We start from the raw sequence: 23989 nt of genomic DNA, 5'->3' as shown, positions 1-23989 counted from the left end.
CCGGAAAATCCGATTCTAGTTTGAAACAACTGACTTACTTAAAAACCTACATTACTGTTTCGTCTACTATTTAGTTTTCAAAGACCAAGCCGCCGTTTGCGACAGACTCAGCACCCTACCTGAACCGCTCCAACCTGTCAAGACTTTCTTTTCTTAAATCTTTCTCAGATTCGCCGCCGTCGCAACTTTCCTGCGGTGACTGCCGGCTCAAATATTCGGTTGAAGAGAACGTCGTTGCTGCGAAGTCCAACTTTATAGCAAAGGCCGTTTCGGCTGTCAATGCTTTTTTCGTCGGCCGCTGGCTCGAAAGTGTCTCGTGCGTCAGCGGAGGGTGGTTATAACAAATGCCCCCCTGCCCGTCAACGGGTTTGTTGTTAGTTTTTTCTCAACAGGCTTAAGCTATAACAATTGCTCGCGCGCAATCACCTTGTGGCCCTTGTGGACCGCGCCCCCCAAACGACCAAGGGCGATGCTTGCGCATCGCCCTTGGCTTTACTGCTATGGCTACTTATTATGCCTGCTTACTCAGGCTTGGGCAGCTTTGAGTGCCTGGTCCAGGTCGGCTATTATGTCCTTCACGTCTTCTATGCCGATGGAAAGCCTGATGAAGTCGGGGCTTACTCCTGTAGCCAACTGCTCGGCCGGGCTCAATTGCTGGTGCGTGGTGGATGCCGGGTGTATGACGAGGCTCTTTGCATCGCCGATATTGGCAAGATGGGACAAAAGCTTCACATTGTCGATGAACTTCGTGCCTGCATCCAACCCACCCTTGATACCGAAGCCTATGATGGCTCCCGTGCCATTGGGCAGATACTTCTTCGCATTCGCATGATCTTTGTGACTAGGCAACCCGGGGTAGTTGACCCAGCTCACCAGCGGGTTCTGTTCAAGCCACTCGGCTACCTTCTGGGCATTTTCTACGTGACGCGCCATCCTTACGTGCAGGGTCTCAAGCCCTTGCAGGATCTGGAAGGCGTTGAACGGCGAAAGGCATGCACCCATGTCACGCAGCAACTCAACCCTCATCTTGATGATGTATGAGATGTTCCCCAGCGCATCCCAGAATTTGAGACCGTGGTAGGAGGGATCAGGCTCGGTGAACTCGGGGAACTTGCCGTTGTTCCAAGGGAAGGTACCGCCATCGACTACACAACCGCCGATGCTGGTGCCATGGCCGCCCATGAACTTGGTCAGCGAATAAACGACTATGTCGGCACCGTGCTGCAGCGGCTTGAACACATACGGGGTCGCCGCGGTATTGTCCACGATGTAAGGAATCCCCGCATCATGGGCAACCTTGGCGATCGCCTCGAAGTCGTCGACGTTGTTCTTCGGGTTCCCTATCGCTTCGCTGTAAACAAGACGAGTGTTCTCATCGATGGTTTTGCGGATGTTCTCCGGATCCGAAGAGTCGACGAACTTTACGGTTATGCCGAGCTTCGGCAGGGTGTAGTGGAACAGGTTGTAGGTACCGCCATAGAGATAACTGGTAGAGATTATGTTCTGGCCGGCGCTCGCTATGTTGAGCACGGCGTAGGTGGTTGCTGCCTGACCGGATGCTACGGCGAGCGCTGCGACACCGCCATCCAGCTCGGCCACCCTTTTTTCGAGTACGTCAGTCGTCGGGTTCATCAGACGGGTGTAGATATTGCCGAATTCCTTAAGCCCGAAAAGGTTGGCCGCATGCTCGGAACTTTTGAACGCGTACGAAGAGGTCTGATAGATCGGGACGGCACGGGACAGGGTGGTGGGATCTACAGTCTGGCCGGCATGAAGCGCAAGGGTATCAAATCCGAATTCTTTTTCTGACATAATCTCTCCCGTCCTTTCTGAAGCTGTTTCGTAAAGAATATATAGTGCTTACTCTATAACGAAACTTCACCCTCTTTGTCAATAATTTTGGAATTAAAACTCCACCATTTCAGTCTGGTAGCCTTCCGTACAGCTCGGTAGCCCGCGAGAGCTTCGTAGCAAGCTTTCCGGTGAAGGCATCCGCCGGGCACCTCCAACTCCAGTTGCCTCCCGCGACACCCGGCACGTTCATCCTCCCGGTACTCGGCAACTCGAGCAGGTCCTGCATCGGTATGATGGCGTAATCTGCCACGGAAGCGAGCGCGCAGCGCACCATGTGCCACACGATGTCGGCGCCGTCCCGATCGAAATAGGCCAGCACGTTCTTTTGCTCCTTACCCTTCAAGGAGTGAAACCACCCCGTGGTGGTGTCGTTGTCGTGGGTGCCGGTGTAGACGACGCAGGAGCGAACGTGGTTGTGCGGCAGATACGGGTTCTCCGGGCCGGACCCGAAGGCGAACTGCAGAATCTTCATGCCCGGAAATCCGAACTGATCGCGCAACGCCTCCACTTCCGGCGTTATGATGCCGAGGTCTTCCGCGATGATGGGAAGGCTCCCCAGTGCGTTTCTCAGGGCATGGAAGAGCGCCTCGCCCGGTCCCTTGACCCAACGGCCGTTGATCGCGGTCTTCTCCCACATCGGGACCTCCCAAAAGGCCTCGAAACCGCGGAAGTGGTCGATGCGGACCATGTCGTACAGGGAGAGATCGTTACGCAGGCGTGCGATCCACCAGCCGAACCCCTCCTGGGCCATCCGGTCCCAGTTGTAGAGTGGGTTACCCCAGAGTTGGCCGGTCTTGCTGAAGTAATCAGGGGGGACACCGGCTACGACAATGGGAATCCCTTTCTCATCCAGATGGAATAGGTGCGGGTTGGCCCAGACATCGGCTGAGTCGTAGGCGACGAAGATGGGGAGATCCCCCACGATGGATATGCCGAGGACGTTGGCGTACGTTTTGAGCTGCTTCCACTGGCGCGCGAATTGCCATTGCTGGTATTTCTGTTCACCTATGGCAGTTCCTAGTTTTTCGCTCCAGGTGGAAAGGGCTTCCGGCTCCCGCTTTGCCAGTGCGTCAGGCCAATCCTTCCAACTCACCTCTTTGAACTGTTCTTTCAGTGCCATGAAAAGGGCATAGTCGTGCAGCCAGAAGGTGTTGTCGCAGAATTGCCAGAATTCCTCCTTGCGTTTTTGCGGTGCCTCGGCAAAGAAGCGTGCCGCAGCTTCCTTGAGCCTGGCCGACTTGTACAGTTCGGTCGCCCCGTAATCGACGCGGGTGAAATCCAGTTCCGGTCTTGCCTCTCCGGGGAGCAGGTCCCCCTCGTCCTCAAGAGCCTCGAGGTTTATGAGCAGAGGATTTCCGGCGAAGGCCGAGTAGCACGAATAGGGAGAGTTGCCGTACGCGGTAGGACCAAGTGGAAGGATCTGCCACAGGGACTGTCCTGCTTTGTGGAGAAAATCAACGAACCGCTTTGCCTCGTCACCGAAGGAGCCTATGCCACCCGGTCCAGGCAAAGACGTCGGGTGCAACAGTATCCCGCTTTTTCTCTTCCTCGCCATCCACACCTCCATTGCATTGAATAAACGCTCAGAATCCTTCTGAAATTTGAGCAGACACTACTATGACACAATTCACATGCAATGCAATCCTCCAAAGCCTTTACCGCACTTTCAACACATGATATAGTGCCGGCCATGGAAACTATAAAGACTGCATCGTTCGAATCTTTGATGGAGCTGGCTGTACCTGATGGTGAAGGCTACGTCTTTACCTTGGATGGCGAGACATTCCGGATCAAGGACACACTTGAGATATCCGCGATCGCTACCAGGAAGGGATACATCATCATTTATTAAGCCAGGGGCTTTTGTGACGGGCCAACCGTCAAGTCCCCGCTGAAGGCGTCTGCGGCCAGGATCTCATCCACACGTCGGCCATCGAGGGTCTCCTCATCCAGAAGGGCCAGCGCCAACGCGTCCAGTTTGCTGCGATTTGCCGTTACCAACTCCATCGACTTACCTTCAGCGGCACGAATCAATGCCGCGATCTCCTGATCGATAAGCCAGGCCATCTCTTCTGAAAAGGTCTTCTCCTCGGCCAGCTTCATCCCCAAAAACGGATGCTCCTCCCCGCGCGGGAAGGTCATCGCCCCGATCTTTTCGCTCATCCCCCATTGGCAGACCATCTTTTCCGCCAGCTCGGTCACGTGCTTCAGGTCGCTTTGCGCGCCGGACGAGACGTCGTGAAAGACGATCCGCTCGGCGACCCTCCCCCCCAAAGCGACGCAGAGCCGGTTCACCAGGTACGCGCGCGGGTAGTGGTACCGATCGTCCTCGGGGAGTTGCTGGGTGACGCCCAGAGCCCGCCCTCTCGGCAGGATGGTCACCTTGTGCACCGGATCCGTACTCGGCAGCAACCTGGCAACGAGGGCATGCCCTGCCTCGTGGTACGCTGTGATCCTTTTTTCCTCTTCAGAGATCACCATGCGCCGCTCCCCTCCCATCAGGATCTTATCCTTGGCGCGCTCGAGCTCCTCGAGCCCTACGACCTGTTTGTTGTCCCGTGCCGCCAGGATGGCGGCCTCGTTGACGAGCCCCTCAAGGTCGGCGCCGGTCATACCGGGGGTCCCCTTCGCGATGATGGCGAGATCGACGTCCGGGGTGAGCGGCACCTTCCGGGTGTGCACCTTCAGGATCTTCTCACGGTCGCGCCAGTCCGGACGTTCTATCACGACGTTGCGGTCGAAGCGCCCGGGGCGCAGCAGGGCCGGGTCGAGGACGTCGGGGCGGTTGGTGGCGGCGATCACCACGACCTCGGTGTGCGGGTCGAAACCGTCCATCTCCGACAAAAGCTGGTTCAGGGTCTGTTCACGCTCGTCGTGCCCGCCGCCGAAACCTGCGCCGCGGCTTCTGCCCACCGCGTCCAGTTCGTCGATGAAGATGATGCTGGGGAGCATCTTCCGTGCACCGGCGAAGAGGTCGCGCACGCGGCTTGCGCCCACGCCCACGAACATCTCGATGAAAGCCGAGGCGGATATGGAAAAGAAGGGAACCCCCGCCTCCCCCGCCACCGCCCGGGCAAGCAGGGTCTTCCCCGTCCCCGGAGGACCTACGAGCAGCACCCCCTTGGGCACCTTCCCGCCGATCTGCTGGAACTTCCGCGGGTCCTTCAGGTACTCGACCACCTCGCGCAACTCCTGCTTCGCCTCCTCCATGCCGGCCACGTCGGCGAAGGTCACGTCGATACGCTCCGAGGTGTAGGCCTTCGCTCCGGAGCGGGCAAAGCCTCCCATCATGCCGGTCGGCCCCTGTTTCCGCATCCCCCTCATGACGAAAAGCCAAACCCCGATGATGATCGCCCAGGGGAGCAGGTAGAGAATTATGGAGCCGAAGGCGGAGCTCTCGGTCGACACGACGTCCACGTCGACCCGCCGCGCGCTCAGCTCCGGAAGAAGGCTTGGGTCCTCCATGGAAGGGAGGGTGGTGCTGAAGGCCGCGGCACTGACCATCTTCCCCTTTTCCTCGACAGCGGTAGCCGGAACCGAGATGGGAGTGCGGAACTGCCCCTTAGCACTCCTCCCCCTGAGGGTCAGCTTCGTCACGTTGTTGGCGGAGAGTTCCTGCCTGAACCTGCTGTAGGTGATCTCGACCCCGCGCTCAGCCGTCTGCTTCACCATCGCCCCGTAAAAGAGGTCCAGCAAGAGCACGAACAGTGCGGTGATCAGCAGCGGTCTCCAAAAGGACTGGGCCATGACCGGCTCCTGTACTCAGGGGGGGGGTAAAACGGCACCAGGGTATTCTAGCCAAGCCGGCAGGCATTACAAGTTTTTAATCTTTCAGCGTGATGAGGAAAGGAAGAGCGGGTGCGTGACAGGAGTTGCAGGAGGCCGTCCGGGTTAGGGCTCCAGGCGATAGCTGCCGAAGCCGAACGGGGCGCCTTTTCCGAGGTGGGTGGCGACGCCAAGCTGCAGGAGAAGATGGAAGGGCTCCAGGTCCCCCTGAAACCGCGCCACCCCGACGATGCCGGCGGGACGGCCGTTCCACGAGACGAAGCGGCAGTCGGACGTGACGGTCCGGATGTCTTCGCTGCACCGGGAAAGCCACCGGTAGTCGAGATCGGGCTCGGTGCCCTCGTAGTGGTAGGCCAGGGAGGAGACCCTGCGCATGAGCGAGCGGGCGAGATGCGCGAAGGTGTAGTTTTTGAGCAGGCGGCCGTCCTGGACGAGCTTTAGCGGCGTCAGGAAGCGAAGGGAGAGTGCCTCGGTCGACAGCGGCCCGGCCATGTCCGGGTCGAGCGAGCCAAGTAGCGGCAGTTCGGGGTGATCCTGTACCGCCACCGCGCTGCGCGCCCCGCCGGGAGACTCGGCTTGCACCGAGGTCACGGTCGCACGCCTGGCCTCCATGAGAAAGCGGACCGCGGCAAGGTAGACGGCAAAATGCTGCACCGCACTCCCCACCAACGTAAGGGACAGCTCGCAGGCAGCACCCGCATTGGGGCGGGGGGGCAAAACCGGGAACCGGAAGATGAACGGAAGCGGCGGCTTCTGATGGCGACGCACCGCCTCCGGGTCCTTCGCTATCTCTTGCCCGAAGGTGGCCGGGAAGGCGCAGTGCGCAAGGGCGGCACACCCCCGGCAGTCCCCCCTTTTGCAGGAGAGGGCCCTGCGAAAGGCGTCTTCGAACTCGGCACGGCCGGCGAAAAAGGCGTAGGGATCGGCGATGTCGTCCCTGAGGACGAAGCTGAACCAGAGTCTCGCGTAGTGCAGTTCCAAGCGCCCCCCTACCCTTCCGCCTCGAGCCTGCGCTCAAGATGCTCCCGCACCTGCGCCAGGACCTCGCGGACCGGACGCTCATCCGGGAGCATGGCGGCAAAGTGGTCCAGGATGCCGCGCTCGCTGACCAGTCGCAGCGCCTTCAGGTAGTTGATGTCGTAGATCCAGGAGACCTGCAGCAGTTTGAAATCGTTGAGACTCTTCAGGGTGGAGAGCTGAACCATGTGCCCGGCCGTGACGGCGGCAAGCGGCTCGGGGGAGCAGCCTGGCAGGTCGGGAAAGCCGAGTCCCGCCGCCGAGGCGCGCTCTGCTTCGGGGGCGTCGAAGTATTCGACGAAGATGCCCCAGATATCCAGCTTGTCGGCGTCGCGCAGAAGCCTCAGCAGGGCGTCGGCCTCAGAATGGAGTCCCGTTGGGACATGAAAGGCGTTGTGCATGCGTACCGCGGTGTCGACGTGGGAGAACTCTTCAGCGGAAAGGAAATGCAGTGGTGCGTGCCGCTTCATGATCTGCGCGGAGAGGTGGGCGTGGTTCAGCGATTCGCTGTCCTTGAAGGTGCCGTAGTCACGGTACTGCGGGAAGCGCCCCAGGTCGTGGCACAGGGCGGCAACTTCGGCAAGAACCAGGAAACGCCGGGGCATCCCTTGCGCCACGATGAGGGCATCGCGGCAGACGTTGGCGGTGTGCTGCTGCTTCAGATCGTAGTTGCGCTGCACCGCGGGGTCGGCGGTGCGAAAGGAGTCACAGTAGGAGGTGAACCAGTCGCGCAGCGGCGCGAGGTCCGCAAGGGCCACCTCATCACTCATCGTGCATCTTCTTGACGATGTACTCCGAGAACTCAGCCATGACCTTGGATTCGTCCCCCCCCTGGTAGGAGATGATGCTGCGCAGGTGGGCGAAGGATTCGACGTCCATCTTGTCGAACGCACAGCCGATGCCGCCTGGAACGAGACGGGCAACGGTCCCCTTCACGTTGATGACGATCGGCTCGGCGGCCGAGGATAGATAGATGGTGACCTCAACGGGAGAACCGACCGGGATCTTCTCCTCGGTCTCCATGTACAGCCCGTGCAGGCTGATGTCGGTCACTTCGCCCTTTATGGCGACGCCTTCCGCCTGCAAGAGCGCCGAAACCCTGAAATCAACCCGCGAAAAGTTACGCCTGTCGTTCATCATGTTCCCCTTTCGGTCAGCCGGCGGAAAAAGGGGGCGCTTGGCCCCCTCTTTTTTGCCTGCTGTATGCTGCTAGTCCTCGAAGTTACCCTCGGGCCCCTTGTCGCGCGAGAGCCCCTTGGCCTGCTTGGGAAGCTGCTCCTTGGTCCACTCCGCCGGGTTCTCGATGCGCTTCCCTTTCGGGCCGAGATCGTAGGAACCGGCCTTGATGATGGCTTCGATGGCAAGCGGAGCGGTGTCGGCCGCATTGAAGACGTTGGCGATGAGGTTGTAGGCGAAGTCCTCCACCCTCTTGCACATCCGCTCGCGCACTTCCTTCGTCTGAGCCAGGAGCTTGTTCTCGAACGGGAGGTTCAGGTTCTTGTAGTCCCCCTTCTTCCACCCCTTGGACTCGGCGAAGGCGACCATCTCGGCCCAGAGCTCCTCGCTCATCCCCTCGCCCTTCACCTTGATGAAGTTGCCGTTCGCGTCGAGGTTGGCGTTGCCGTACTCGTTCACCTCGAGGCCCCAGGAAACGAACTGCAGCGCCGTGGCGACGTTGGCCTTGGTGGTGCGGGTGTTCTGTGCGATCTGGCGCAGCCTGTCGTAGCTGTTGCCCGAGGTGCCGTGCTGTGCGCCGTTCACGCCGTAGGCCTTGATCGCCTCGTGGATCTCGGCGGTAAGCTCGACCTGGATGCCGGCGTCGGATGCCTCGATGCCGTGCGTGGTGCCGTTGTTGAGCGCGATCCAGTCCGGGAAGATGTCATGGGCGTTCAGGCCGCGGATCAGGAAGAGCGCCTCGGGGACGGTGGAGAGCCCCTCCTTACCCTTGATCTCGCCTACCTCGGTCTCGAGACCGGCCCAGGCCGGGATCACGCCGTTCAGCTCGAGGTTGGCAAGGAGGTTCTCCTCGTCCGGCAGGTGCGAGGCGTCGATGGCGATGGAGGTGATGCCGGCGTCGAACATGCTCGGGATCTCGACCTTGGCGGACTTCACGTCCCCCTCCCCCTTGATGCCGTAGTGGTCGGCATGGATGGCGACCGGGATGGTGATGCCGAGCTCGTTGGCCACCGCGTCGACCTGACGCGCCATGTTCCAGTAGTTGACCGGGCAGTAGGCCTTCTGTCCGCCTTCGCTCTTGGCGATCTCGATGATGACGGCTGCGTTGGCCTTCTGGGCTGCTGCGAGCACGCCGCGGATGACGAAGTGGTTGCGGCCGTTGGCGGCCAGGGCCAGGGCGTGTCCCTTGGCGTTCATGGCGCGGTCGATGACCTTGCCGCTTACCAGCAGTGCTTTTGAATTGGGGAAGAGTTTCGCTACGTTGGGGGGACGCCCGACTTCAAGCGCTTTGACGAAATCTGAAGATGTTGCGGTCATATCTCCTCCTTTTGGTGGGAATATCAATTCATGGCAAAAAGCCGCTTCCTTATAGCATCTTAATCATGCAAAGGCAAGAGCCTTCGCTACCGGTCCAGGGTGAACTCGGTGCCCCCTCCCCCTGGGAACGGGGCACTACCCAAGTACTCGCCGCTCCAGTAGAGCGAGGCTTCCCCCGGGGGGAGGCCGGCCTCGACTGCGGCGAAGGTGAAGCGTGCCGTCGGCCTGTCGCCGGTCGCGGTGACAGCGAGCGGGTAACGTGCGAGGACCGGAAAGTCACCCCGCACCGTTTCCGCGGCCATCGGTTGCGCCGCACTGCCGCGCGACACGAAGCACTGCACCCCTTTCTCGCGCGGGGGGAGCTTCGCATGCATCAAAAGCTCGCCGCGTCCCTCGCCGGAAAGGCGGAGGTCGTAGCTTGGAGTCCAGCGCTCATCCCGCACAAGGTAGGAAACCCGCGCCCTGCTCCCGACCACCCAGATGCGCGCCGAGGCCACCCCCTTGCCGGCGGTCGCGATCTCCCGCTCCAGCGCGTCGAGGGCCGAGCGGCATTTGCGCTTGCTGCGCAAGACCGCCTCCATCTGGCTCAAGGCGAAGTCGGTACCCTGCTGCAGGGCGGCCACCGGATCGGGGTTCGCCTTGGTCCTGCGCGGCGCCTTGCCGCTTTGCGACTTCGCCGCTGCGCTGAAGATCTCCTCGCGCCGGTCCAGTGCGGCCATCCGGTCGAGCAGCTCGCCCCTGCGCTCCTTGAGCCGTGCCAGTTCTCCGGAGCGGCGCCGGTCCTTTTCGGCCGTCACCAGCTCGACCCGCAGTACCGTCCCGCCGGGGGCCTTCACCCTGAGCGAGCCGGGGGCAAAGCTCTCGGGAAGAGGCACCTCCGCGTAGCCGCCGGGGGCACCCACTTCCTGCTCCACCCGGGCTCCGTCGGTGAAGTAAGTGACGCTCTTCGTCCCGGCGAACGCCTGCCGGCAGAGCAGGGACGAAAGAAGGATAACGGCCAGGGGGAGAAGGCGCATGCGGCACCTCGCTGACGGCTTGGGATGAAAAGACAGAGGACAACTTTACAGTCCCACCCGAGCCATTGCAAGAAGCCGCGCCGCTTACTTCTCTACGTCCAGGAGCTCCACTTCAAAGATCAGGGTCGCGTTGGGGGGGATCACCCCGCCGGCGCCGTTCGCCCCGTAGCCCAGCTGCGGCGGGACGATGAGCTTCCTTTTGCCGCCGACCTTCATGGACATCACCCCTTCGTCCCACCCGGGGATCACCTCGCCGGCGCCGATCCGGAAGACGAAGGGCTGGCCGCGGTCGAGCGAGCTGTCGAACTTGGTGCCGTTCTCAAGCGTGCCTGTGTAATGGACGGTGACGCTCTTGCCCGAGGTGGGCGAAGCGCCGGTCCCTACCGCGAGGTCGGTGTAGGAAAGGCCGGAAGCGGTGGTCACCGCACCGGCTGCACTTTTCTTTTCCGTCTTTTCGGCTGCCGCCGGCTTGGTCGGTTCCTTCTGGGAGCAGGCGGGTATGGCCACCGCCGCCATGAGCAGCAGCAGCACGAGGAACTTCTCAACGTTACGCATCAATCTCCTCCGTCAGGTGTGATTAATCGTTTTAATCCAGCAGGTGGATAAAGAGACCGCTTCTTAGCTTCGGTTCGAACCAGGTCGACTTCGGGGGCATGATCTTGTCCTCGTCGGCAAGCGACATGAGCTCCTCGATCGAAGTCGGGAACAAGGAGAAGGCGACCATGTACTCGCCGGAATTCACCACCCGCTCCAGCTCCTCGACGCCGCGGATCCCCCCCACGAAGTGGATGCGCTGGTCGGTGCGCGGGTTGCGCACGCCGAGGACCGGGCTTAGGAGGTTGTCCTGCAGGATGGAGACGTCCATGGAAGCGACCGGATCGTTTTCAGGGAAGGAGTCCTCGCGCGGGACGAGCACGTACCATTTCCCTCCCAGGTACATGCCGAACTGGTGCCGCTCGGCGGGCTGCACCGCGCCGGAGACCGGGGTCGCCTCGAAACGCTCGCCGACGCGCGCCATGAACTCGGCGAAGCTGCGGCCGTTCAGGTCCTTCACCACCCGGTTGTATGGCATGATGGTCATCTCGTTGTCCGGGAAGATGACGGTGAGGAAGAAGTTGTATTCCTCGCTGCCGGTGTGCTTCGGGTTGGCGTCCTTTCTCAGGTCGCGCACCCGGCTCGCCGCAGCGCTGCGATGGTGGCCGTCGGCGACGTAGAGGGTCGGGATCGCGGCGAAGCTGGCGGTCAGGGAGTCGATGAGCGCCTGGTCGGCGATGTCCCACAGGGTGTGGGAGACGCCGTCGTCGGTGGTGAAGTCGTAAAGCGGCTCACCCTTGGTCACCTGGTCGATGGTCGCCGTGATGGCCGGCGCGTTGCGGTAGGTGTAGAAGACCGGCTCGTCGTTCGCGTTCAGAGCGTCGATATGCTTTACGCGATCCTCCTCCTTGTCCGCCCTGGTCAGCTCGTGCTTTTTGATAGTGCCGCTTTGGTAGTCGTCGACCCCGGCGCAGACCACGAGGCCGGTCTGGGTGATGTTGCCCATCTTCTGGCGGTACACGTAGTAGCGCTCGGTGTCGTCCTGCAGCAGCACCCCTTCCTTCATGAACTTCGCGAGGTTCTCGCGCCCCTGTACGTAAACCGGGTCGGAGTGCACGTCGATGTCTTCGGGCAGATCGATCTCCGGGCGGGAGATGTGCAGAAAGCTCGCCGGATTGCCGGCCGCCATCGCCATGGCCTCCTGCGTGTTCATCACGTCATAGGGAAGAGCGGCGACCTTCTCCGCCAGATCCTTTTCGGGGCGCACCGCCTTGAACGGCTTGATAAATGCCATAACTGCTCCTGTCTTTTAATTCTCGTTCTACGTTCTATGTTCTACGTTCTGCGTTATCCGTTTTTGTGTCCTGCACTCTCATCGGCTAAGACAAGCAAAGGCTTAAAAGTAACGCTTGGCACCGACGAAACGCTTCAAGAAGTAGGAGTCGTCCATGGAACTGACCTTGATGTCGTCGCCGCGACGGGGTGCATGCACGAAGCGCCCGTTGCCGACGAAGATGCCGACGTGGTTGATCTCGTCCGGGGAGGCCCCGAAGAAAACCAGATCGCCGTCCTTCAGTTCCTCGCGCCCCACGGCGTCACCCACCCGGTACTGCTCGCGGGAGGTGCGCGGGATGTTGACGCCGCACAGGTTGTAGACGGCGCGCACGAAACCGCTGCAGTCCATGCCGTCCACCACGGTGTCCCCGCCCCAACGGTACGGGATGCCGACGAAACGCTCGGCGGTCCGGGCGGCGATACCGCCCATGTCGCTGCGGTCGCGCTTCACCGGCTCTTCCTTCTTCTTCACGGGCTTCGCCGGCTTGGTGATCGAGGGGGCCGGCGCCTTCTCGATCACGGTCTCGCGCAGCGCGGCGCTACGCTCGGGCTGCGGCGCGGCGATGAAATAGGAGCCGATGGTCCTCTCCTTCACGAGCTTCTGCGCCGCTTTGCGCGCATCGTCGCGACGGGGGAAGTCCCCGAAGCGCACGGCGTAGATGCCGTTTTCCCTTTTGAAGTAGAAGGCCTCGATCCCCTGTTCCTGGAGTTTTTTGGTCAGCCGCTCGGCGTTTTTCACGTCGGAGAAGGCCCCCACCTGGATGGCGAAGCCGACGCTCGTAAGCCCCGCACGCTGGGCGGCGCAGCCGGTGGCCGCGGGGGCCAGCAGCAACAGATATATGACTAGAAGTCTTACCGTCTTAAGCATTAATAGTTCCTTGTCAGGGCTTTCGCCCCGAAAACCCGCCCCTAGATGTCGCTCGTCTCGCGGCGCACGCCCATGAGGTAGGGGACCACGAAGTCGTCGAGGGCGCCGTCCAGCACGTTGTCTGGGTTGCCGCTCTCGACGCCGGTGCGCAGGTCCTTCACCATCTTGTAGGGGTGCAAGACGTAGGAGCGGATCTGGCTACCCCAGCCGATTTCCTTCTTCTCCCCGGCGATGTCGGCCGCCTTGGCCTCGCGCTCCCTGAGCTCCATCTCGTAGAGCTTGGAGCGGAGCACCTTCATCGCGGTCGCCTTGTTCATGTGCTGGCTCCGCTCGCTCTGGCAGGCCACCACGGTCCCGGTGGGAAGGTGGGTGATCCTGATCGCGGAGTCGGTGGTGTTGACGTGCTGCCCCCCCGCCCCCGAGGAGCGGTAGGTGTCGACCCTCAGGTCGCTCTCCGATATCTTGATGTCGATGTCCTCTTCCTCCAGGATCGGGAAGACGAACACGGAGGCGAACGAGGTATGACGCCGGGCGGAACTGTCAAAGGGCGATATGCGCACCAGGCGGTGGATCCCCGCCTCCGCCTTCAGGTACCCGTAGGCGAACTCGCCGGTCGCCGCGAAGGTGACCCCCTTGACCCCTGCCCCGTCCCCTTCCTGGTAGTCGGTGATCTCGGTCTTCCACCCCTTCTTCTCGCTGTAACGCAGGTACATGCGCAGGAGCATCTCGGCCCAGTCCTGCGACTCCGTCCCGCCTGCACCGGAGTTGATGGAGACGAAGGCGCCCGAGGCGTCGTGCGGCCCGGAGAGCATGCGGCGGAATTCCGCCTGACTCACCCCGGTCTCCAGCTGCGCGTTCATGGCGCGCACCTCGGCGAGGGTCGCCTCGTCCTCTTCCTCGCTCCCCAGTTCGATCAGTTCCCTGATGTCGCCTGCCTGCCGCTCGAGCGATTCCCAGGTGGTGACGTCCTTCTCCATGGCCATCCTGGCCTTGAGGATCTTCTGGGCATTCTCGGCGTCGTTCCAAAAATCGGGGCGGGAGGTCACCTCTTCGAGTTCCTGCATCCGCTCCCTCTTGTCATCTACGTCAAAGAGACCCCCGGAGGTTGTTGATGCGCTCCACGAGCTCTTCTATCTTGGCTGTTTCCTCTCTGAACATCGGTACGGCTCCTCATGTCGCATCGCCTTCAGGCGATATGGGTTGTTGTCGAAAAATCAGTCCCGCCGTCTGCGACGGTAGCAGGCGACCGCCATCCCAGCGCTCCCGGACAGACAGAGCAGCGCGAAGAGATCGCCGAAACGGGTGTAGAAGGTCTCCCGCTGGCCGGTGCGGATCTCCCCGGCGAGGGTTCCCTCCTGGTAAAGCGGCGTCACCCCGCGGATGTGCCCCTTGCTGTCGATCACCGCGCTGATCCCGGTGTTGGCGGCACGCACCAGGGGAACCCGGTTCTCCACGGCCCGGAACACGGTCATGGAGAGATGCTGGTACGGAGCCGAGGTGCGCCCGAACCAGGCATCGTTGGTGATGTTCACCAGGAGCCCTCCCCCTTGCTCGACGTAGGCACGGGCGATCTCCGGGAAGATCCCCTCGAAGCAGACCAGCACGCCCAGCTTCCCAGCGGAAGAGGAGAGCACCTGGGCGCTTTTCCCCGGGGAGAAATCGCCGACGCCGGTAACCAGCCTGTTCACGAACGGCAAAAGCGGGGCAAGCGGCACGTACTCGCCGAAGGGGACCAGGTGCAGCTTGTCGCTTCGTCCGGCCGCGACGCCCTCTTCGGTGACGAGAAAGGCGCTGTTCAGGTAGCGTACCCTCCCCCCCTCCTGCTCGAAGGCGGGGCTCCCCACCACGATGGGGCTCTTAACTTCCCTGGCGAGGTTCTTCAGCCGCTCCGCGTACGCGGGCTCCTGCTGCAGGAAAAACGGCAGGGCGCTCTCGGGCCAGACCACGAGCGTCCCGGGCTCGCGGCACCCCTCGCGGGTCAGCCGCTCGTAGGTCTTCACGGTGGCATCCTGCATGGCCGGGGACCACTTGACCTCCTGCGGGATGTTCCCCTGCACCATGAGCACCCGCTGCGTAACGCCTTTCTCGGCACGGGTGAGCCGGGCTACACCGTACACCATGGTGGCGGCAAGCAGCAGCAACAGCATGATGAGCGCGCGCACCGGGTAGGGCTTTTTGTGCCGCATGGAAACCCAGATCCGGTAAAAGACGACGTTTGCGAAGGCGATCAGAAAGCTCACGCCGTAAACCCCGGTGAGGTCGCTGATCTGGATCAGCGGCAGGGTCCGGTATTGCGAGTACCCGAGGTTCGCCCACGGAAAGCCGGTGAACGCGTAGGAGCGGACCGCCTCCCCCGCGACCCACAGAAGCGGAAAGGAGCAAAGCAGCGGAATCCCGTTCTCCTCGCAGCGCCGCACCATCCACAAAACCGCGGCGGGGTAGAGTGCCAGGTAGCCTGCAAGCAGGAGAAAGAGCGTGCCGCTAACACTCCAGTGCAGCCTGCCGTACCCCGTCATCACCACGTTCAGCCAGTACAGAAGGGCCGCGTAGGCCGCGCTGCCGGCGACGAACCCGAGCCTGAAGCCGAACCTCGGGGAGACGCCGTCGGCGGCGACAAACAGCGGCACGAAGGCGATCCACGCGAGCACCGAGATGCCGGGAAGCGGAAAGGAAAGCGCGAGCAGCGCACCCGAGCAAAGCGCCGGCAGGTAGCGCCCTGCAGTCGCCGCGCCGGGGTTCACCGTCTTGCCGGTCACGACTCCTCGGACTCCCGCTCCAGCTCTTCTTTACGGGCGATGTGCACCTTGGCGATGCGCCTCTCATCCGCTTCGAGCACGGTGAGTACCAGGGTCTCGCTCTCGATCACCTCGCCCGCCAGCGGGATGCGGCCGGTCAGGTGGAAGATGAGCCCCCCCACCGTCTCGAAGTTGTCCTTCTCGATGGAGACGTGGAAATGCTCCTCCACCTCCTCGATGGTGAGCCTGCCGTCGGCGACGATGGAACCGTCCCCCTGCACCGAGAGGCGCTCGGTCTCCAGGTCGTACTCGTCCTGGATGTCCCCCACGATCTCCTCGAGCAGGTCCTCGATGGTGACGAGCCCCGCGGTGCCGCCGTACTCGTCGATGACCACCGCCATGTGGACGCGCCGCTTCTTGAAGTCGTGCAGCAGTTCCTCCAGGTTCTTGGTCTCGGGGACGAAGAAGGGTGCACGGATCAGCTTCCGCAGTTCGATGGCGTCGTCCGGCTCGCCCCAGTATTTAAGGAGGTCCTTCGCATAGATGAGGCCGATGACGTTGTCGATGGTCCCTTCGTAGACCGGCAGGCGCGAGTGGCCGGAGGCGATGATCGACTTCAGCACCTCGCTCACCTCGTCCTGGATGGAAACGCAGGACATCTCCATGCGCGGCAGCATGATCTCGCGCACCATGGAGTCACCCAGGGTGAGGATGGAGCGGATCATCGCGTTCTCCTCCTGGTTGATGACCCCTTCTTCCTCGCCGGCGTCCATGATCTCCTGGATCTCGGCCCCGGTGACCCTCTTTTTGCCGTACAAGAGCCGGGTCAGGGATTCGATGAGCCCCTGTCCCTTGCGTCCGTTACCCTCTTCCAAGGATGTTTCTCCTTACTGTTGCTGCGTTGTCGGTCAAGACTTTCACCCGAAGGCGCGAAACAGCAGATGCACCGCCACGGTGATCGCCACCCCGACGAGCCCCCCCGCCACGACTTCCCTCATACGGTGGATCCTCAAAAGAAGGCGCGAATGGCTCACCATGGCGGCGAGGATGAAGCAGAAAACCGCTATGAGCGGGTCCTGGGTGTGCAGCGCGACCGAGGTGGCGATGGAAAAGCCGACCGCCGAGTGGCCGCTCACGCCCCCCCCTTCGAGCGGGGTCCCTGTGCCGCCGCGTGCCTTCATGATCACCACGACGATGAGCACGAGGACCACCGAAACCACCATCCCCGTCCCCGATTCGGTACCGATCATCTCGAGCCCCGTTCTCTGCCAGGGGAGCACGTACCTGGCGAGCACCAGGTACCCCATGATGGCGGTGCCGAAGGCCGCCACGAGCACGGCGCCCGCGGCGACGTCTTTGGCGAGCTTCGCCATCGGGTGGTATTCGGGGGAAATCATGTCCACCACGATCTCGACCGCCGTGTTCATGAGTTCGGCGAAGAGGACGAAGCTGACCGCCAGGGCGAGCAGCATGAACTCCATGGAGGAGACCCGCAGCAAGAGGGCGGTGAAGAGCACGGCGAGCGCCGCCAGGAAGTGGTAGCGCATGTGCTTTTGCGTGCGCGTTGCGTGGAGGATCCCCTCGATCGCGCAGTTCACCGAGTCGATGAAGCGGGTCGGCTTCATGCTACGGCTTTCCCGGGCTAGACAAGCCCTTCCTCGACGAGCAGGGCGAAGATCTCACGCTCTTTCGCCTCCATGCGGGCGGCCTCGGCCTCCCCGCTTCTTTCGTGGTCGTAGCCGGTGATGTGCAGGATGCCGTGCATGAGCAGGAAGTACAGGCGGCGCAAAAAGGTGTCGCCGGACTCCTCGGCCTCGCGCGCCGCGGTGTCCACGGAGATCACCACGTCCCCCAGCACCTCCGGGTTGATGGCCCCGAACTCCCCTTCCTGCATGGCAAACGAGATCACGTTGGTCGCCTTGTCGCGCCCCAGGTACTCGCGGTTCAGGACCCGGATGGCCCGGTCGCCGACGATGCTCACCGACAGTTCCGCCTCAGGACATCCCAAGGCGTCTAAGATCCTCTGTGCCACCCTTCGCAGGTCCTTCTTCGCGACCGGTATCCGCCTTTGGCGGTTCGCTATCGATATCTTCTGGCTTCCTGGCAATCGTCTTCTCCTTGTAGGCAGGCTCGGGGTAATCGATACGCTGGTGGTAGATCCCCACGAGTATCTGGTTGAAGCTCTTGGCTATCTCGTGCAGGTTTTTGAGCGTCAGCTCGCACTCGTCCAGCTGCCCGTCGATGAAGATGTTGTTGATGATCTTCTGTACGAGCCCCTGGATCCTCGCCGGGGTCGGGTCGGCGAGCGTGCGCGAGGCGGCCTCGACGCAGTCCGCCAGGAGCACGAGCCCCGCCTCCCTGGTCTGAGGCTTCGGGCCCGGGTAGCGGAAGTCGCGTTCCTCCACCGGCGGGGTGCCCGGCGTCTCCAGCCCCTTCGCCTTCAGGTAGAAGTAATTGATGAGCGAGGTGCCGTGGGACTGACGGATGATCTCGATGATCGGCTGCCCCAGGCGGTGCTCCTTGGCGAGCTCGACACCGTCTTTCATGTGCGAGATCAGGATGAGCGCACTCATGCTCGGAGAGAGCTTGTCGTGGCGGTTCTCCCCGTCGCGGATGTTCTCGATGAAGTACTGCGGCTTCTTCAGCTTGCCGACGTCGTGGTAGTAAGCGGCGACGCGGGCAAGCAGCGGGTTCGCGCTGATCGCCTCGGCGCCGGCCTCGACCATGTTGCCGACGAGGACGCTGTGATGGTAGGTCCCGGGAGCCCGGATCATCAGCTCGCGCAGAAGCGGCGAGTTGAGGTTCGCAAGCTCCAGGAGCTTCACGTCGGTGGTGTACTGGAACACCGCCTCGATGAGCGGAATCATCCCGGATACGTAGGCGGCGTTGATGAAGCCGCCTAAAAAGGCGAAGACGATGCCGTAAACCGGCTGCAGCGAGATCGGGCTGTCGTTGTAGACGTGGAAGCAGAAGGCGAGCGCCATGTTCACCGCGCTGACCTTGAGCCCCGCGCTGTAGATGGTCCCCCGATCCTTGCACTGGCGCACGCCGTGCGCGCCGACGATGCCGCCCAAAAGGGCGTAGACGACGACCTGGAGCGAGTTGTTCAGCATGATCCCGGTAAGCGGCGCCGTGATGGTGCAGTAGACCAGGGCGACCTCGGAGTTCAGGATGATCCTGACCACGATGGCGGAGGCCGCGAAGGGGAAGAGGTAGAAGTAGTTCGCCGTGTCGATGGCGGGGAAGAGCCCCCCCATGGCGGTGGAAACGGTGGAGACCAGCTTCAGCACCCCGAAATTCACCACGGTGAGCAGCGACAGGAGCAGGATGTCCTTGTTGGTCGGGTTGAACTTCCTGATGTTCTTGCGTCCGAAGCGGAAGGGGGCGTAGCAGAGCACCAGGATGAGCCCGAAGATGCCGAGGCCGGTGAGGATCGGGGCGCTGTTGCGCGCGCTGAAGACGCGCTCTAGCTTCATCGCCTGCTCGGAGGTGACCCGCTCGCCGACACGCACCAGCATCTCGCCCCGCTTCATCTTGAAGAGTACCGGACGCACCGCTCCCCGCGCCTGGCTCTTCTTCTCGTCCGTGCCGTTGCGGTCGAAGGTGAGGTTCGGGGCGATCATGCGCAGCGCGAGCCCCTTCAGGATCTCGAGGTCGCGGGGGGCGGCCCCCTGGGTAAGGTTCATCCCCAAAAAGGCGCGGCGCGCCCCGGCGAGATCGAGGCTCGCGGAGTAGTCCCCTCCCGCCACGTCCTGCTTGGTCGTTTCGTCCACCACCACGATGCCGTGGCGCAGGTCCGCGGCGAAGTGCCCCTTGTCCGCCACGATGCGCTGCCGGTACAGGGGAGCGAGCTGCCGTCCGAGATCGGAGAGGAAGGCGCGCTGCTGCTTAACCCGCGAGAGCGCGGCCAGTTCCTGGGGCGAGACGTCCACGCCGACCGCCGCGATCACCGCCTTGCGCCTCGCCTCCCCGTGCAGGGACCCGTCGTCCATCAGCTCGAGGGCGTCCTCCAGACGGCGCACCAGGTCGATGTTGCCGTTGGGCGCGAGCGTATAGACGAAGGGGGCCGCAGCCTCGGCCTCGGCGCGCTTCTTCTCGGTGAGGAGCAGGTCCTCGATGAGGTAGTCCTGCGTGGCGCGGATGTCGGAGGTGGCGATATCCCCCTCCCGGTAGTGCACCGAGAGGAACTGCGGGCTCGGGATGATGAACAGGGTGAGGAATAAGGCGGTGAGGAAGAGCATGATGAAGCGGCTGCGCTTCTCATAACGGTCGCAGGTGAAACCTTGGGCGACCGCTTCCATCCAGCTGTCACACAACCGGATCAGCGAACTCTTCTGAATTGTCTGTTTGTCGCCGCTTTCAGTGGGCATTATTTCAATGTTTCCCGTGTCGTAAGGACAGAGACTGCAAGGCTAGCAGCAAGGGGACAATATATCCCTTTTATTCCAGCACTGTCAATCTAAACGAAAACTCGGGAACCGCTGTCACGACGGCATGTTAGCAAATTTTTACAAAAGTTCCTTCCCTTTGAGCACCGTTATGTTATATAACGGAACTCCATTAAGACGGGCGGTGCCGCCCGTTCACAATTCAAAATCCATTGCAGGGAGGGGAGAGATGAGCCAGATAACCGACGTTTACGCCAGAGAGATCCTTGATTCCAGGGGGAACCCGACACTCGAGGTCGAAGTGTTCCTGGATTCCGGTGCCATGGGTAGAGCCGCGGTTCCTTCCGGCGCATCTACCGGCGAGCGCGAGGCTTTGGAGCTGCGTGACGGCGACAAGGGGCGCTACCTCGGCAAGGGTGTCGAGAAGGCCGTCTCCAACGTCAACGACATCATCGCCGACGAGATCACCGGCATGGACGCCACCGACCAGGTCGGCATCGACAAGAAGATGCTCGAACTGGACGGCACCGAGTTTAAGAGCCGCCTGGGCGCCAACGCGATCCTCGGCGTTTCGCTCGCCGTGGCAAAGGCCGCAGCCGACGAGGTGGGTCTGCCGCTTTACCAGTACATCGGCGGCTCCAACGCCAAGGAACTGCCGCTGCCCATGATGAACATCATCAACGGCGGCGCGCACGCCGACAACAACGTCGATATCCAGGAATTCATGATCATGCCGGCGGGGGCCAAGAGCTTCAAGGAAGCGCTCCGCATGGGTGCCGAGATCTTCCACGCGCTGAAATCCGTCCTGAAGGCTAAGGGTTACAACACCGCGGTGGGCGACGAGGGCGGCTTCGCGCCGAACCTCAAATCCAACGAGGAGGCGCTCCAGGTGATCATGGAAGCGATCGTGAAGGCCGGCTACAAGCCGGGCGAGGAAGTGGTTCTCGCCCTCGACGTCGCCTCTTCCGAGCTCTTCGAAAACGGTGTGTACACCCTCGAGAACGAGACAGAGCAGAAGAAGACCGCCGACCAGATGGTCGACTTCTATGAGAACCTGGTCAACAAGTACCCGATCGTCTCCATCGAGGACGGCATGGCCGAGAACGACTGGGACGGCTGGAAAAAGCTCACCGACCGCCTCGGCAAGCGCATCCAGATCGTCGGCGACGACCTTTTCGTCACCAACCCCTCCATCCTCAAGGAAGGGATCAAGAAGGGGATCGCGAACTCCATCCTCATCAAGCTGAACCAGATCGGCACCCTGACCGAGACCCTCGACGCCATCGAGATGGCCAAGCGCGCCGGTTACACCTGCGTCATCTCGCACCGCTCCGGCGAGACCGAGGACGTGACCCTTGCCGACCTCGCCGTCGCGGTCAACGCGGGCCAGATCAAGACCGGTTCGCTCTGCCGCACCGACCGCGTCGCGAAATACAACCAGCTCCTGAGGATCGAGGACGAGCTCGACGAGGTCGCCATCTTCAGGGGACACGACGTGTTCTACAACGTGAAAAAGTAGGCGCGACCGATCCTTCGCCCGCTTCTTGTTGCATAAGGGCGCACCCTAACCGGTGCGCCCTTTCTATTTGTCCGTCCCCCTCTCCCCCCTTCCCCTCACCCCGCCGCCGGATTCCCTTGCGCCTTCATCCTCATGAAGGTATACTCCGTCGCATGTTAACCTACCAGATAGCGGCCAAAGACCACTTGCGGCGCGTGGACAGCTTCATGCGGAACCTGCTCCCAAGTGCCCAGTTCTCCTACATCAAGAAGCTCATCGCCTCCGGGCACCTAAAACTGAACGGCGCCCCCGCCGAGCCCGGCGAACTGCTCCGCCTGGGCGACCAGATCACCATCAAGGAGAGTTCCAAAACGGCGGCGCTCCTGGCCCGCCTCACCCCGGAACTCGACATCCTCTTCGAAGACACCTGGATCCTCTGCCTGAACAAGCCCGCCGGGATCGCGGTGCACCGTACCGACGACCCGGAGGAGATCACCCTGGTCGACCTCGCGGAGACCCTCCTCAAAAAGCGCGACGGCGCCGGGAAATTGCGCCCGGTGAACCGGCTCGACAAGGGTACTTCCGGCGCGATCATCCTGGCGAAGAGCGCGGTCGCCGCCGGCATGTTCGGCAAGATGGTGCAGGAGGAAGGGCTGGGAAAGCTGTATCTCGCGGTGGTGGAGGGGAAGCTGCAGAAGCAGGGGACCATCGATGCCGCCCTGGACGGCAAGGAATCACAGACGAGCTACGTGAGACTTCTGCAGGGAGGCGGGATCGCCTTGGTGGCGGTCTACCCGCTGACCGGGAGGATGCACCAGATAAGACAGCATTTCCGGATGATCGGGCACCCGATCCTCGGAGACAAACGCTACGGCGGCAGGAGCCTCACCGGCTTCGCCGGCCATGCGCTTCACTCCTTCCGCACCACCCTCATGCACCCCGCCACCGGGGAGGAGGTCGACGTCCCGGCGCCGCTTCCCGATCAGCTGCTGCGTCTCGCCTCCCGTTTCGGCTCCATGGGGGAGGAGGCCCTCCTGACGGCGCTCGGCGAGATTCCCGCAGCCGATGCAGCATCCCTTTCCTAGTCCTTCCAACCTTCGGCCCCGATGAGGGGAACGAAACGGACGCCGCAGAGCTCCTCGTAGCGGAGCTCTCCTCCCGCCAGGCGGCGCACCCGCACGAGCTCCTGCATGTGCTGGCTGCGCCCCACCGGAATCACGAGCCTTCCCCCCGGGGCAAGCTGCTCCAGGAGCGTCTCGGGCACCTCGGGCGCCCCGGCGGTCACCACGATGCCGTCGTATGGGGCGTGCTCCGGCCACCCCAGCGTCCCGTCGCCCAGGTGCACCGTCACGTTGCGGTAGCCCAGCTCACGAAGCCGTTGCTCCGCGCTGCGGGCAAGGTACGAAAGGCGCTCGACGGTGAACACGCGGGCGGCGCAAAGGCTCAGCACGGCGGCGGCATAGCCCGATCCGGTCCCGATCTCCAGCACCCTCTCGGTCCCTTTAAGTTCCAGGGCCTCGATCATGTAGGCGACGATGTACGGCTGGGAGATGGTCTGTCCCTCCTGGATCGGCAGCGGGCCGTCCTCGTAGGCGAGAAACTCCATCTCCGGCGGTAAAAACGACTCGCGCGGCACCTCGCGCATCGCCTGCAGCACGGCGCCGTCCCTGATGCCGCGCCCCGCCAGGTGTTCGGCCAGCATCCGCTCTTTCCTCGCCGTCAGTTCTCTCTTGAGGTCGCTTGTCATGGCATCCTCCCGAAGGCGCAATGTTACCACAGGGATCAATGGTCTCAACCGCGCGTCCCCGCACGTGCTTCGACTGGATCTGGTAACCGGGAACAGCGCACTGTCAAGTAGCAGCAAGCGCGGCACATGACATTAGCGAGTACCAATCGACAGCCGGAATGCCTCACACTCAACCTGTTGACTCCTATATAGGGCAGGCGTACACTTAAATCAGATGAAAGGCTCTTTGAAAATAGCTCTGGAGTACAGGTAGAGGTGGCGTGAGGTACCCTGATTATTCCACACTTATGGTTTCCCAGGTTTCAGACGTGGTGTGCAGTTCCCGATGCTTCTACGGAATTACCTAAAGCGTTTTCCGGGGAGATGCTTCACAAAAGAGCGTGGTCTCACATAAACCTTTACGGCACTTTGGAGCTAGTGACTGGCGCTTACGGAGATCAAGCCGATTGGCCTAAAATAATCTCATCCGCCATGCGCGTCAAAACCGCTTCAAAAAGGGGAAGGAACCCGGAGCAACGGGCAACACGGTCCCGCCGGAGCGCGTTCTCCGCCCCCGGCACCCACCTTCCACCGACGGATAGGGGTAAAGGATCTCATAAAGTGGCGCCAGTTACATTTTTTAAGGCCCGGTGCATCAAGCACCGGGCCTTTTTCGTGCCGCGATGCTGACCTCCCCCATGCAGCGCTGCAAGCGGGTGCTATAATGGGTGCGCGCTAA

General features: G+C 62.1%; 20 protein-coding genes. 2 read left to right on the top strand and 18 right to left on the bottom strand.

Annotated features, from left to right (window positions below):
• Positions 1 to 525 precede the first annotated feature (525 nt).
• The 17 genes from D6Z24_RS21230 to D6Z24_RS21150 form a co-directional block, all read right to left on the bottom strand.
• Positions 526 to 1812, bottom strand: a complete 1287-nt coding sequence (locus tag D6Z24_RS21230; RefSeq protein ID WP_129128508.1) for a homocysteine synthase — start codon at positions 1810 to 1812, stop codon at positions 526 to 528.
• A gap of 109 nt (positions 1813 to 1921) precedes the next feature.
• Positions 1922 to 3409 (bottom strand): 4-alpha-glucanotransferase, encoded by a 1488-nt coding sequence (gene malQ / locus D6Z24_RS21225; protein ID WP_129128507.1) that lies wholly within the window; start codon positions 3407 to 3409, stop codon positions 1922 to 1924.
• Between the two features lie 293 nt (positions 3410 to 3702).
• Positions 3703 to 5601, bottom strand: a complete 1899-nt coding sequence (gene ftsH, locus D6Z24_RS21220) for an ATP-dependent zinc metalloprotease FtsH (protein ID WP_129128506.1) — start codon at positions 5599 to 5601, stop codon at positions 3703 to 3705.
• A gap of 144 nt (positions 5602 to 5745) precedes the next feature.
• Positions 5746 to 6621, bottom strand: coding sequence for a CRISPR system precrRNA processing endoribonuclease RAMP protein Cas6 (gene cas6, locus D6Z24_RS21215; RefSeq protein ID WP_129128505.1), 876 nt, complete (start codon positions 6619 to 6621; stop codon positions 5746 to 5748).
• An 8-nt stretch (positions 6622 to 6629) separates the two neighbouring features.
• Positions 6630 to 7427 carry an HD domain-containing protein gene (locus tag D6Z24_RS21210; RefSeq protein ID WP_129128504.1) on the bottom strand — a complete coding sequence of 266 codons (798 nt, stop codon included), beginning with the start codon at positions 7425 to 7427 and terminating at the stop codon, positions 6630 to 6632.
• The gene (locus D6Z24_RS21205) at positions 7420 to 7794 is read right to left on the bottom strand and encodes a PilZ domain-containing protein (protein ID WP_129128503.1); all 375 of its coding nucleotides are present in this window, start codon (positions 7792 to 7794) and stop codon (positions 7420 to 7422) included. Before D6Z24_RS21205 ends, D6Z24_RS21210 begins: the two co-directional genes overlap by 8 nt.
• A gap of 72 nt (positions 7795 to 7866) precedes the next feature.
• Positions 7867 to 9150, bottom strand: a complete 1284-nt coding sequence (locus D6Z24_RS21200; RefSeq protein ID WP_129128502.1) for a class II fructose-bisphosphate aldolase — start codon at positions 9148 to 9150, stop codon at positions 7867 to 7869.
• 86 nt (positions 9151 to 9236) lie between these two features.
• Positions 9237 to 10166 carry a DUF4140 domain-containing protein gene (locus tag D6Z24_RS21195; RefSeq protein WP_129128501.1) on the bottom strand — a complete coding sequence of 310 codons (930 nt, stop codon included), beginning with the start codon at positions 10164 to 10166 and terminating at the stop codon, positions 9237 to 9239.
• Positions 10167 to 10250: 84 nt separating this feature from the next.
• The gene (locus D6Z24_RS21190; RefSeq protein WP_129128500.1) at positions 10251 to 10721 is read right to left on the bottom strand and encodes an FKBP-type peptidyl-prolyl cis-trans isomerase; all 471 of its coding nucleotides are present in this window, start codon (positions 10719 to 10721) and stop codon (positions 10251 to 10253) included.
• A gap of 31 nt (positions 10722 to 10752) precedes the next feature.
• Complete coding sequence (locus D6Z24_RS21185; protein ID WP_129128499.1) at positions 10753 to 11994, bottom strand: DUF1015 domain-containing protein; 1242 nt, start codon at positions 11992 to 11994, stop codon at positions 10753 to 10755.
• A gap of 102 nt (positions 11995 to 12096) precedes the next feature.
• The gene (locus tag D6Z24_RS21180; protein WP_129128498.1) at positions 12097 to 12903 is read right to left on the bottom strand and encodes an NlpC/P60 family protein; all 807 of its coding nucleotides are present in this window, start codon (positions 12901 to 12903) and stop codon (positions 12097 to 12099) included.
• A 41-nt stretch (positions 12904 to 12944) separates the two neighbouring features.
• Positions 12945 to 14061, bottom strand: a protein-coding gene (gene prfB / locus D6Z24_RS21175) for a peptide chain release factor 2 (protein ID WP_129128497.1) whose coding sequence is annotated in 2 segments (ribosomal slippage) — positions 12945 to 13991 and positions 13993 to 14061 — 1116 coding nt in all. Because the reading frame shifts where the segments join, the coding sequence is not laid out codon by codon here.
• Between the two features lie 56 nt (positions 14062 to 14117).
• Positions 14118 to 15659 carry an apolipoprotein N-acyltransferase gene (gene lnt, locus D6Z24_RS21170; protein ID WP_129128496.1) on the bottom strand — a complete coding sequence of 514 codons (1542 nt, stop codon included), beginning with the start codon at positions 15657 to 15659 and terminating at the stop codon, positions 14118 to 14120.
• On the bottom strand, positions 15656 to 16513 hold the full coding sequence (locus D6Z24_RS21165) for a hemolysin family protein (RefSeq protein ID WP_129128495.1): 858 nt from the start codon (positions 16511 to 16513) through the stop codon (positions 15656 to 15658). Before D6Z24_RS21165 ends, lnt begins: the two co-directional genes overlap by 4 nt.
• A 42-nt stretch (positions 16514 to 16555) precedes the next feature.
• The gene (locus D6Z24_RS21160) at positions 16556 to 17263 is read right to left on the bottom strand and encodes a diacylglycerol kinase (RefSeq protein WP_129128494.1); all 708 of its coding nucleotides are present in this window, start codon (positions 17261 to 17263) and stop codon (positions 16556 to 16558) included.
• A 17-nt stretch (positions 17264 to 17280) separates the two neighbouring features.
• The gene (gene ybeY, locus D6Z24_RS21155; RefSeq protein ID WP_129128509.1) at positions 17281 to 17679 is read right to left on the bottom strand and encodes an rRNA maturation RNase YbeY; all 399 of its coding nucleotides are present in this window, start codon (positions 17677 to 17679) and stop codon (positions 17281 to 17283) included.
• Positions 17633 to 20008 (bottom strand): HD family phosphohydrolase, encoded by a 2376-nt coding sequence (locus D6Z24_RS21150; RefSeq protein WP_129128493.1) that lies wholly within the window; start codon positions 20006 to 20008, stop codon positions 17633 to 17635. Before D6Z24_RS21150 ends, ybeY begins: the two co-directional genes overlap by 47 nt.
• Before the next feature lie 247 nt (positions 20009 to 20255).
• Here D6Z24_RS21150 and eno point away from each other — a divergent pair, with 247 nt between their 5' ends.
• Both eno and D6Z24_RS21140 read left to right on the top strand, forming a co-directional pair.
• Complete coding sequence (gene eno, locus D6Z24_RS21145) at positions 20256 to 21545, top strand: phosphopyruvate hydratase (protein WP_129128492.1); 1290 nt, start codon at positions 20256 to 20258, stop codon at positions 21543 to 21545.
• A gap of 152 nt (positions 21546 to 21697) precedes the next feature.
• Positions 21698 to 22609: an RluA family pseudouridine synthase gene (locus D6Z24_RS21140; RefSeq protein WP_129128491.1), complete on the top strand. Its 912-nt coding sequence runs from the start codon at positions 21698 to 21700 to the stop codon at positions 22607 to 22609.
• Here D6Z24_RS21140 and D6Z24_RS21135 read toward each other — a convergent pair.
• Positions 22606 to 23271 (bottom strand): protein-L-isoaspartate(D-aspartate) O-methyltransferase, encoded by a 666-nt coding sequence (locus tag D6Z24_RS21135; protein WP_129128490.1) that lies wholly within the window; start codon positions 23269 to 23271, stop codon positions 22606 to 22608. The two genes, D6Z24_RS21140 and D6Z24_RS21135, sit on opposite strands and share 4 nt — an antisense overlap.
• Between the last annotated feature and the right edge of the window lie 718 nt (positions 23272 to 23989).

The sequence above is a fragment of the Geomonas oryzae genome (assembly GCF_004117875.1).
GTDB lineage: Bacteria > Desulfobacterota > Desulfuromonadia > Geobacterales > Geobacteraceae > Geomonas > Geomonas oryzae.
Note: the sequence above shows the minus strand (reverse complement) of the source record. Positions and strands in the feature narration are given on the sequence as shown.

Coding starts and splice junctions, on each gene's coding strand:
- D6Z24_RS21230 (WP_129128508.1), bottom strand. CDS start 1,812: ATGTCAGAAAAAGAATTCGGATTTGATACCCTTGCGCTTCATGCCGGC.
- malQ (WP_129128507.1), bottom strand. CDS start 3,409: ATGGCGAGGAAGAGAAAAAGCGGGATACTGTTGCACCCGACGTCTTTG.
- ftsH (WP_129128506.1), bottom strand. CDS start 5,601: ATGGCCCAGTCCTTTTGGAGACCGCTGCTGATCACCGCACTGTTCGTG.
- D6Z24_RS21210 (WP_129128504.1), bottom strand. CDS start 7,427: ATGAGTGATGAGGTGGCCCTTGCGGACCTCGCGCCGCTGCGCGACTGG.
- D6Z24_RS21205 (WP_129128503.1), bottom strand. CDS start 7,794: ATGAACGACAGGCGTAACTTTTCGCGGGTTGATTTCAGGGTTTCGGCG.
- D6Z24_RS21200 (WP_129128502.1), bottom strand. CDS start 9,150: ATGACCGCAACATCTTCAGATTTCGTCAAAGCGCTTGAAGTCGGGCGT.
- D6Z24_RS21195 (WP_129128501.1), bottom strand. CDS start 10,166: ATGCGCCTTCTCCCCCTGGCCGTTATCCTTCTTTCGTCCCTGCTCTGC.
- D6Z24_RS21190 (WP_129128500.1), bottom strand. CDS start 10,721: ATGCGTAACGTTGAGAAGTTCCTCGTGCTGCTGCTGCTCATGGCGGCG.
- D6Z24_RS21185 (WP_129128499.1), bottom strand. CDS start 11,994: ATGGCATTTATCAAGCCGTTCAAGGCGGTGCGCCCCGAAAAGGATCTG.
- D6Z24_RS21180 (WP_129128498.1), bottom strand. CDS start 12,903: ATGCTTAAGACGGTAAGACTTCTAGTCATATATCTGTTGCTGCTGGCC.
- D6Z24_RS21160 (WP_129128494.1), bottom strand. CDS start 17,263: ATGAAGCCGACCCGCTTCATCGACTCGGTGAACTGCGCGATCGAGGGG.
- D6Z24_RS21150 (WP_129128493.1), bottom strand. CDS start 20,008: ATGCCCACTGAAAGCGGCGACAAACAGACAATTCAGAAGAGTTCGCTG.
- eno (WP_129128492.1), top strand. CDS start 20,256: ATGAGCCAGATAACCGACGTTTACGCCAGAGAGATCCTTGATTCCAGG.
- D6Z24_RS21140 (WP_129128491.1), top strand. CDS start 21,698: ATGTTAACCTACCAGATAGCGGCCAAAGACCACTTGCGGCGCGTGGAC.
- D6Z24_RS21135 (WP_129128490.1), bottom strand. CDS start 23,271: ATGACAAGCGACCTCAAGAGAGAACTGACGGCGAGGAAAGAGCGGATG.